Below are 9,815 nucleotides of genomic sequence, written 5' to 3' on the forward strand. Positions count from 1 at the left end.
TTATGAATTCTGAATTGCAACCTCCTCTCGGCTTTGCCGAATCTTAGAATATCTGGAGAATATCTTTTTATGAACATAAAGCTCATCGCAGAAAATCTTACACTCTCGGCTTTGCCGAATCTTAGAATATCTGGAGAATATCTTTTTATGAACATAAAGCTCATCGCAGAAAATCTTACACTCTCGGCTTTGCCGAATCTTAGAATATCTGCTCACCCTCACTGCGTAGCCAAATGTGAATTGATATTTGTGACGAGTTGATGAGCTTGCGAATAATTTTTGAATTACAACGCGCAGCCAATTGTGAATTTTGAATATTGAATTGCAACGCGTAGCTAATTGTGAATTGAAAATTGTGAATTGTGAATTATCTTTACATTTTGTTTCTATATTTCTCTGATTTGAAAACAAAAAACCTCTGCGGCTGGAAATTCGTAAAATTCGCGTAATTCGTAGTTTGTTAATAATCAGTCGTTTAGCGGAGTAAACTTCAGTGGTATGGTTTTATCGTCCGCGGTTGCACCGTAAACGGTACGACGGTTAGGGCCTATTCGCATGATGACTACGCTGTCGACGCACCACCGCAAAAGCCGAACCGCGTAGCCGTTAAGCCCCAATCGTCGTGCCTCGTCAGAATTTTCGCTGTGCCGACCGAAAATATCCGCTGTGAACATGGCGCTTTTTCTGCTCAAAGAAGAATATGCAAATGTTAAAATTTGGTATTCTTTCTTGACATGTCAATATCTATTACCCTTCGCCAAGGGATTGTTGTTGACAAGAAATGATAACCACTTTCGTATTTTAAAAATAGTATAAATAGTGCGATTTGATGTTTCATGACATCCGAAACGTCCATAAGTCGTTTCTATTGACAAGACTGCCTGATTTGGAACAGATGTTTCACATGTGTTTCCGAAAGTTCCCGACGGTCACAATAGGCTCCTCATTTTCAGGATCTTGGACAATGCCAAGTTGAGTTTTTTTAACTAATTTGATTTAACCGTCATAACGCGCGCAGCCTTAACGAGTTACGCGAGATAGGTCCCGACGGCGGGGTTGACCCGGATTTGCCCATAAGGGAAAACTTTAGTAAATTTGCATTGCTTTAAGACTAAGAATCGATCATTCCGGCCGTAGGCCCCAATTCATATAGCAGATGAAAAAAAGTCCTGATGCTTGTTGGGACAGTGCGCTTGCGCTTATCCGTAAGAACGTCACCGATCAAATATATACCACATGGTTTAAGCCCATTGTCTTTGAGAACTTCGATGAAGCTCGCAAGATGATATTGGTGCAGGTACCCAGCCCGTTCGTGTATGAGTATCTGGAAGAGAACTTTGTGGATTTGCTCGGCAAGGTTCTGCAACACTGTTTTGGTGCCGGGGTGGGACTGTCTTATCGTGTTGTGACGGACAAGGAGCATAACCTCTCGCAGGATATTGAGGGCGAACCGGGCGGCGGAATCGACAAGCCATTGCCACGCACTCGGGCTAACCAGGCGCCCACTGTGCTCGATGCTGCCAAGCCACAACAGATTGATCCCCAGCTGAATCCACATCTCACTTTTTCTAATTACATCGAGGGAAACAGCAACATGCTTCCCCGCTCGGTGGGCATGTCGATTGCCGAGCATCCCAACACGATGCAGTTCAACCCCATGTTCATCTACGGACCGTCGGGCTGTGGGAAGACCCATCTTGTCAATGCCATAGGCGTCAAGGCCAAGCAGCTCTATCCCCAAAAGCGGGTGCTGTATATCAGTGCGCGCCTTTTCCAGGTGCAGTACACCAATGCGGTGTTGCAGAACAAACTGAACGACTTTATTGGTTTTTACCAGACAATCGACATGCTCATTGTGGATGATATTCAGGAATGGGTGAGTGCTGTCAAGACGCAGGAAACTTTTTTCCATATTTTCAACCACCTCTTTAGAAACGGCAAGCGCATCATTCTGGCCTCCGACCGCCCGCCCATCGAGCTCAAGGGCATGCCCGACCGACTGCTCACGCGTTTCTCGTGCGGTCTGATCGCTGAGCTTGAAAAGCCGAATGAGCAGTTGTGCATCGACATTCTGGAGAGCAAGATTCGTCGGGACGGACTGAATATACCGCACGATGTGGTGCAGTTTATCGCGCAGACCGCCAGTGGGAGTGTGCGCGATTTGCAGGGTGTGATCAATTCGCTGATGGCCTATTCCATTGTCTATAACTGTGATATAGACATGAGGCTGGCGGAGCGCGTCATCAAACGTGCGGTGAAGATAGACGACGAGCCGCTCACCATCGACGATATACTCGACAAGGTGTGCGTGCACTATAATGTCACGGCGGCGCAGGTCAATTCCAAGAGTCGGAAGCAAGATTTTGTGCGGGCACGACAAGTGTCGATGTATCTTGCGCAGAAATATACCAAGATGCCGGCCAGCCGCATCGGAAAACTGGTTGGCAACAGAGATCACTCGACTGTGCTCCACAGCTGTTCGCAAGTGGAGAAAAGGCTGAAAGCCGACAAGGCTTTCGGGGCAGAGCTGAGCAGCATAGAGAATTCTTTTAAGCTGAAGAAATAATTCAAGCAACGGGTTTCTACATCGACTTTTTTCGGCATCGACTTTTTTCGGCATCGACTTTTTCGGCATCGATTTTTCCGGCATCGACATTCCACGACATTCCACGACTTATAACTACCGTGTAATGCATCGTCACTACGCGCCAGCCAAATTATGAATGAATAACGAAGAACGAAGAATCAACGCGCCAGCCTAATTGTGAATTATGAATTATGAATTTTGAATTACTTCGAAGTCTCCAAGCTGCTGCGCTTGCTGCGGCGGTAGCTTCGGTAGTCGTCGAGTGGTATCTCTACCTCGGGTTCTACCAATGGGGGAGTGTAGGGAAGGTGGAACTGCATGTAACGGATGTTCAGCCCACGTTCCATCCACATTGATTCGTAATAGGTCTGGATGGTGAGCAAGGGCGAGCCAATCAGAGTTTCGGGTGTATCGTGATACAGGTCTTCCGTGCAGAAGTTCACGGGAAGATTGTTTTTCTCGACCATGAACTTGGTATAGGTAAAGAGAAAGTTCGAATCGGTTTTCAAATGAATGATGCCACCATCGGTTAAAAATTTGCGATAGCGCTCCATAAAAAACGTTGAAGAGAGACGTTTGCGCGGGTTTTTCATCTGCGGGTCTGAAAAGGTGAGCCATATTTCCTGAACCTCATCTTTCGCAAAGAAACGGTCTATCAACTCGATTTGAGTTCGCAGGAAGGCCACATTGGGCAGGTTTTGTTCCAAGGCTTGCTTGGCGCCGGTCCACATGCGTGCGCCCTTGATGTCCACGCCAATAAAATTAATATTGGGGAACAATTTGGCCAGCCCCACGGTGTATTCTCCCTTGCCACAGCCCAATTCCAAAACGATGGGGTTGGGGTTGTGGAAATACTGTTCTCGCCAATGCCCCTTCATGGGGAATGGCACGTTGTCGATAACGGAATAGGGATACTCGAAGACGTTCTTCATCTTCTTCATCTCTGCAAACTTGACTAATTTTCCTTTGCCCATGAGCTCTTATTTTAGGAGATACGGCTTGTTGTATGAGCCTTCTACGCTTATTTATAATGAATTGCAAAGGTAAAAAGATTTCCCCAAACTACCAATGTGGAAGGAGGAAATGTGATTGCGCGAAAGGCGGACTTGTATTGCGCTGAACGGAATGGTTGAAAGGTTGTTTCAGAATGTAATAAAAGAAATGGCCTTGCGTTATAGAAACAACCGTACTCATGATTTATGTTCCATCCACTATTGATTACATGTTGAAAACAAAACTCTTTTGTCACATATTTAACGGTATGTTGTTGGCCGGCATTCTTCTTGGGTCGGTTTCTTGCGGGTCGGACGAACCTTCTCCCGAACCGCCCCTGCCCACTCCGCAATCGTCTTCGCTCCTTAGAACGGAACGGTGGAAGGATGGGCATGCAGATTATAAATATGATAATAAACGACGTCTTGTTTCCTATGTATCCTACAAGGATCATGTGGTGGAGAGAGAGGTCAGCTACCAATACGATGTTCATCAGCATCGTATATATTCTGACATGACAGACTATATGCGCTTTCCTGATGCTCCGCTTATCTACAGGGACACGCTTTTTTTACGGGACGGATTGATAGACAGTGTTTCGGGCGTTATACAGGGTCATACTGTTTACCATTTCAAAATGCAGTATAATCATGACAGACAGCTTGTAAAAATTAATGTCGAGAATAGGTTTATGGGTAATGGGAATACTTTGAACGAGGAGCATGAATATATTTGGGAACAGGATGACCTGAAGGCTTTTATAAGCAACAGTAAACAAGAGACTTTTGAGCACAGAAATTACTTCTATACTTTACTAAGTGCATTTCCGCAATTTGCCATTCCTGCTCCCAATGCCAACCTTTATCCGTTGCAACGGGTGGGTTATCTGGGCAAGTTGCCGAAGCATTTGGTCCATAGTGAGACCGTTTCTTCTATACGTTCAAATCAGTCTACAACTTATGAATATACGATAGAAAAGGGATTGGTCAAGCAGTACTCGGTATATCTGTCTCCCGAAGTTCCTGTTGCCTCTGTAACATACAAATGGGGGAGGTAACTTTTCTGGATTGTGATAATCTCTAACCACACAAATTCACGCAGCCGAGAAAGAAAAAACACCAACTTATTTACACGAAAGCGCTGCAACTCACTGACAGAATATTGTGATAATCCGGTCGGTGAGCCACAGCGTAACACAGGTATCTTTTAATCAAAGAAAGGATTATATCTGCTGAACGGATGTGCCCCGTTCACGAACTAAATCTTCATAGAAATGTGCATGAGCCGACTGCATATAAGGAACTAGCCAAATCAGGCCAATGCCCAGTGAGAGAATGGAAAGCAACAGCCACCCGAGGAAGCTCAGGTCGAGGATAAACAAGTCCATCTTGTGGCCATCCATGAGCCTCATACTTTCCTCTATGGCTGCATCACAACCCATTTCCTGGTTGTCTCTGTAGACAAAGTGGGTCATGGCATAAGAGTAGCTTTTAATAAAACCGGGGATGATGAACAGCATCGTCCAGAGGAAAGTGTAGACGCCAACAAGCAATGGAATAAGCAAACTCTTGCTCCACCAAGGTTTTTTGTATCCGCGAAATATAGAACTGACGGAAACCTGCTCACCGCGTATCAAATCCAGAAACAACACACTTAACGACCATGCCAGCGGTATAGCAGCGATATAGAACAGAATTGAGATTGTGCTTTCCGCGATATCTTCGTTTAGACTGTTGGTCACAGCACCAATGGCCAAGAATATCAGATAGTAAACCAGTGTACAGAGAACAGGTGTTGTCCATCTGGAATTGAGCGATGCGAGCGCCCGGTTTTTGTAATCGTTTGTAGTTCCCATTCTGTTTAAATTTTGATTAATAAAAAAGTTGTCTTACCAGCTCAAGGTAAAACAACTTATATACGATGATGTATGTTTATTCAATAACCACTGTGGTCCACCCGTGTTTGTCCTCAATGGTACCATATTGGATGCCACGCAGGGTGTCGTAGAGCTTCTTGCTCCATGGCCCCGGCTTCTCCCCGAAGTTGTATCGCTTGCCGGTGTCGAGGTCGTCGAGATAGGATATGGGCGAGATAACGGCTGCCGTGCCACAGGCTCCGGCTTCCTCGAAGGTGTCGAGCTCTTCTTCGGGAACGGGTCGTCGTTCCACCTTGAGTCCCAGGTCTTCGGCTATTTGCATAAGGCTCTTGTTTGTGATCGAGGGTAGGATCGAAGTGGATTTTGGGGTGACGTAGGTGTTGTTCTTGATACCAAAGAAGTTGGCCGCACCACATTCGTCTACATATTTCTTTTCCTTGGAGTCGAGATAGAACTCGCTGGCATATCCTTTCTCGTGGGCAATGGCGTTGGCCTTGAGGGAGGCCGCATAGTTGCCACCCACCTTATATGTGCCTGTGCCGAGGGGAGCGGCACGGTCGTAGTCGCGAACGATGACGTAGGGGTTGCTGGCAAATCCGCCCTTGAAATAGGGACCAACAGGTGTTACGAAGATAAGGAAACAATATTCTGAAGCCGGGTGCACGCCCACCTGTGCACTTGTACCGATGAGCAACGGGCGGATATACAGCGTAGCGCCGCTTTCGTAGGTCGGGATGTACTCCTGGTTCAGGCGCACCACCTTCTTCACCATTTCCTCAAACAGTTCGGTGGAAACCTCCGGCATCATAATGCCACGGCATGTGCTTTGCAGGCGTGCAGCATTTTCGTCCATGCGGAATACGCGCACCTTGCCATCGGGGCATCGGTATGCCTTCATCCCTTCAAAGGCTTCCTGACCATAATGAAGGCAGGTAGCGGCCATGTGCAGATTGAGATACTCGTCTGAACTCACCTCTATCTCACCCCATTTTCCATCGCGGTAATTGCAACGTACGTTGTAGTCGGTCTTCATGTAGCCGAAAGACAAATTAGCCCAGTCCAGTTCTTTCATAATGACAGTGATTTTAAAGTTTTTACTTCTGATATGATGCAAAAGTACGAATAATAATAAGGTATTGCAACTTTTAGAAGGGTTTTCTATTCTTCTGACAATATTTTCTGTATCTCGGCATCGGTTTTGGTCAGCCGTTCCTTGCAAAGCTTGATGAGTTGCTGTGCTTTTTTCAGTTGCTTGGACATTTCGTCGATGTCGAGTTCGTTGTTTTCCAGCTTCTCCACAATATCTTCCAATTGGCGGATAGCCTCTTCATACTTGGTTTCTGTAGCCATGGTTTGTTTGTTGTTATATGATTGGGTGAAATGGGGAGCAGTTATCGGACAATTGATATGATTCTTCCATTCTCCACTTGGGTTTCTATCTCATCGCCCGCCTTGACTTCAGAGACATCGCGCACGGCTTTTCCCTTATGCAGTGTGATGCTGTAGCCTCTTTTCAGCAGAGTGTGTGGGTCGAGTGCTTTGAGTCTGATGTCCAATTGTTCAAGGTGATTGTTTTCCCGGGTGATGCGTCTTGCTATTGCGGGTCGTATGTTGGTGCAGATGAGTTGAAGGCGATGTCGGTTTTGGGTCAGGCGGTTGCCAATCAGCGAAACCATTTGTGCGGCGAGGCGGTCGAGTCGCGCTTCCTGCCGCGTTTTGACCAAGGAGAAGAGCATGGGTATGCGGTCGGCACAGCGGTTGAGCCTGTTGCGCTGCCGCTCCATGCGTTGCCCGACGCATGTGACAATTCGGTCTTGACAGTTGCCGATATGTGTCCAAACGTTGGCGAGGTTGCCAATGAGAAACGCCGCAGCCGCTGTGGGGGTCTTGACGCGGGTGTTCGACACCATGTCGAGGATGCTCTCGTCACGCTCATGCCCAATGCCGGTAATGACGGGCAATGGGAAATTGGCCACGTTTTCGGCCAACAGGAGCGTGTCGAAGCCGCTCATGTCGGCCGTGGCACCGCCTCCCCGTATAATCACCACCGCATCAAACTGTTGTGCCTGAGCGTTGATGTCGTTGAGTGCCGCAATAATGCTATGCTCCACCTGCTCGCCTTGCATGACGGCGGGGAAGAGTTTGGGGTAGAAGACAAAGCCGTAGTCGTTGGTTTCAAGTTGATTGCAGAAGTCGCCGTAGCCGGCTGCATGCTCGCTGGAGATAACGGCGATGCGCTGGGCAAACATCGGGATGGAGAGCTCTTTCTGCATGTCGAAAATGCCCTGTTCCTTGAGTTGCCGGATAATCTCGAGTCGTTTGCGGGCCATGTCGCCCATAGTGTAGGTGGGGTCGATATCTTGTACAATCCACGAAAAGCCGTATGCTTCGTGGAAATTGACCGTGACCAGTAGCAAAACCTTCATGCCGGCATGAAGCGGTTGTCCGGTGATTTGTTCAAACTTGGGTCTCAGCCGTGTCCATTGGGTTTTCCAGCACTTGGCCGAAGCCCGTGCCACGGGGGTGGCCGAGAAAAGATCTTTCTGAATGAGCTCCATGTAGCAGTGGCCGCGAACTTCACGCGCCTCCGACAGTTCAGCTTCCACCCAATAGGCAGAGCTAAGCGTTGTCTCCAGCACACCGCGCACGAGTGAGTTGAGTTCAAAAAGTGTTAGTCTCGTTTGACTCATAGCAAACTCCCATTCCTCATTCTTCCCTCTTCATTCTTCCCTCTTCCCTCTTCACTTATCTCTCCTCTCTTCATTCTTCCCTCTTCATTCTTCATTCTCCTCTCTTCTCTCTTCACTTCCTCTTTCCCTCTTCATACGCTTTCCAATAGTCAGGTATGCCATAGCCGTAGATGTTGTCGGGATAATCGGCGCGGTCAGCAGATTTGCGCACCAAGTCCATAATCTCGATGGCAGTTTTATGGGGCAGAGCCTGCCACAGGCATGTTACCATACCACAGGTGATGGGGGAAGCAAATGAAGTGCCATTGGCCGTGGTGATGACGCCGGAACCATCGATAACGGTTGACTGCACACCTTGTGCGGCCACGTCCGGCTTCACTCGCCCGTCTGCCGAAGGGCCTACCGAACTGAACGTAGCGTTCACGCTGTCGGCGCTCAGGGCAGCAACGGCCAGGATATTCGTGGCATCTGCCGGACAGTTGGTGCGCTTCCACGTACTCCGTCCCGCGTTCCCGGCACTGTTAACCAGTATCATACCCTTGCCGGCCATCATGGAAGCCGTTCGCGAAATGAGCGTAGTCTTGCCGTCTTGCTCACGGTATTTATGGTTGGTTGATTCGTCATCAAACTTGAAGTAACCGAGCGAAGAGTTCACCACGTCTGCCCCAACGGAGTCGGCATACTCAGCTGCCTGAGCCCAATAGTCTTCCTCAGCCAGGCTCTCGGTGCGACCATCCTCACTCCTGAGAAGCAGGAACGAGGCGTGGGGTGCTGTGCCAACAAATTTCCCCTCGATGTTGGCACCAATATCCGAGAGCACCATCGTGCCATGGTCAAGCTCGTCGTACAGGTTGGCGGTGTATGGATAGACAAAGTCGCGCTGCCCGATGATGTTCACATTCTTGAAGTAATCGATGCGGTTGACATTCATATAGCCACCGTCGATGATGGCAATGAGCATGCCGTCGCCCCGGAATCCCGCTTCGTGCAACTTCAGACCGTTCAGCATTTCGATTTGATGCCGGCCGCGTCCATAGCGATGTGTGCTGACTTCCCGCATGGCAGCCGAGTCTGCTACCACCGAGTCGGGTTTCTCAAGGTGGATAGAATCGGGTGTGGAAAACACCTTGACGCATTGGGTTACAAATGGAAATTGAGCCAGTTGGGGTAACAAACTCTCTTTCTCCGACTTGATGAGAACCGTGTTATTCCACTTGCTCCCGCCTATAACCTGCAGTCCTTCCTTGGTCAGTTTGTTGATATATTTTTCGGATAATGGTAAGTCCGTGGAGTCGAGAGGCAGGTTTTGCTTTCTCCTTCGCTGGAGCGACTTCTCGGATAAGAATTTCTCCGGATGTTTCAGCGAGTATGCCGAGCCCTTTTTATCTTTCAGACTTACCCTGAATATACTGAATTGGCCGTCGGGATAGGGCACTTTGGCTCTGTCTTGAGCCGACGTTGTCATGATGCCTGCTGCAAACAGGGAAAGAAGTAGTATTTTTTTCATGAGAATATTTACCTATTATTTATTGCAAAAGTAGTGTGAAAAAGGCGGAACTCCAAATCTTTTTCGTACTTTTGCAAGAGCTCTATGGATAAAGACAATAAGCAAGCAACGTTAGAATTGGGCACCAAGCCTGTAGGCAAATTGCTGCTACAGTATGCCTTG

9 protein-coding genes are annotated in these 9,815 nt (G+C 48.0%); 2 read left to right on the forward strand and 7 right to left on the reverse strand.

Features of this window, described 5'->3' with window-relative positions; all coding sequences use genetic code 11:
• Window positions 1–467 precede the first annotated feature (467 nt).
• Window positions 468–692, reverse strand: a complete 225-nt coding sequence (locus HMPREF0645_RS00180) for a hypothetical protein (protein ID WP_156777805.1) — start codon at window positions 690–692, stop codon at window positions 468–470.
• A gap of 464 nt (window positions 693–1,156) precedes the next feature.
• On the opposite strand from HMPREF0645_RS00180, the gene dnaA reads away from it, so the two are divergent.
• On the forward strand, window positions 1,157–2,566 hold the full coding sequence (gene dnaA / locus HMPREF0645_RS00185) for a chromosomal replication initiator protein DnaA (RefSeq protein WP_007172745.1): 1,410 nt from the start codon (window positions 1,157–1,159) through the stop codon (window positions 2,564–2,566).
• A gap of 224 nt (window positions 2,567–2,790) precedes the next feature.
• Here the strand turns inward: dnaA and trmB are convergent, their stop codons facing one another.
• The gene (trmB, locus tag HMPREF0645_RS00190) at window positions 2,791–3,561 is read right to left on the reverse strand and encodes a tRNA (guanosine(46)-N7)-methyltransferase TrmB (RefSeq protein WP_007172746.1); all 771 of its coding nucleotides are present in this window, start codon (window positions 3,559–3,561) and stop codon (window positions 2,791–2,793) included.
• A 248-nt stretch (window positions 3,562–3,809) separates the two neighbouring features.
• On the opposite strand from trmB, the gene HMPREF0645_RS00195 reads away from it, so the two are divergent.
• The gene (locus HMPREF0645_RS00195) at window positions 3,810–4,637 is read left to right on the forward strand and encodes a DUF4595 domain-containing protein (protein ID WP_169305441.1); all 828 of its coding nucleotides are present in this window, start codon (window positions 3,810–3,812) and stop codon (window positions 4,635–4,637) included.
• A gap of 165 nt (window positions 4,638–4,802) precedes the next feature.
• On the opposite strand, the gene HMPREF0645_RS00200 is transcribed toward HMPREF0645_RS00195, so the two are convergent.
• The 5 genes from HMPREF0645_RS00200 to HMPREF0645_RS00220 form a co-directional block, all read right to left on the reverse strand.
• Complete coding sequence (locus HMPREF0645_RS00200) at window positions 4,803–5,435, reverse strand: DUF975 family protein (RefSeq protein ID WP_007172748.1); 633 nt, start codon at window positions 5,433–5,435, stop codon at window positions 4,803–4,805.
• Between the two features lie 76 nt (window positions 5,436–5,511).
• Window positions 5,512–6,528 carry a branched-chain amino acid aminotransferase gene (locus HMPREF0645_RS00205; RefSeq protein ID WP_007172749.1) on the reverse strand — a complete coding sequence of 339 codons (1,017 nt, stop codon included), beginning with the start codon at window positions 6,526–6,528 and terminating at the stop codon, window positions 5,512–5,514.
• Window positions 6,529–6,614: 86 nt separating this feature from the next.
• Window positions 6,615–6,806, reverse strand: a complete 192-nt coding sequence (gene xseB, locus HMPREF0645_RS00210; RefSeq protein ID WP_007172750.1) for an exodeoxyribonuclease VII small subunit — start codon at window positions 6,804–6,806, stop codon at window positions 6,615–6,617.
• 41 nt (window positions 6,807–6,847) lie between these two features.
• Window positions 6,848–8,146: an exodeoxyribonuclease VII large subunit gene (gene xseA, locus HMPREF0645_RS00215; RefSeq protein WP_007172751.1), complete on the reverse strand. Its 1,299-nt coding sequence runs from the start codon at window positions 8,144–8,146 to the stop codon at window positions 6,848–6,850.
• Between the two features lie 112 nt (window positions 8,147–8,258).
• Window positions 8,259–9,653, reverse strand: coding sequence for a S8 family peptidase (locus tag HMPREF0645_RS00220; protein ID WP_007172753.1), 1,395 nt, complete (start codon window positions 9,651–9,653; stop codon window positions 8,259–8,261).
• Window positions 9,654–9,815 lie beyond the last annotated feature (162 nt).

It is taken from the genome of Hallella bergensis DSM 17361, assembly GCF_000160535.1.
GTDB classification, from domain to species: Bacteria; Bacteroidota; Bacteroidia; order Bacteroidales; family Bacteroidaceae; genus Prevotella; species Prevotella bergensis.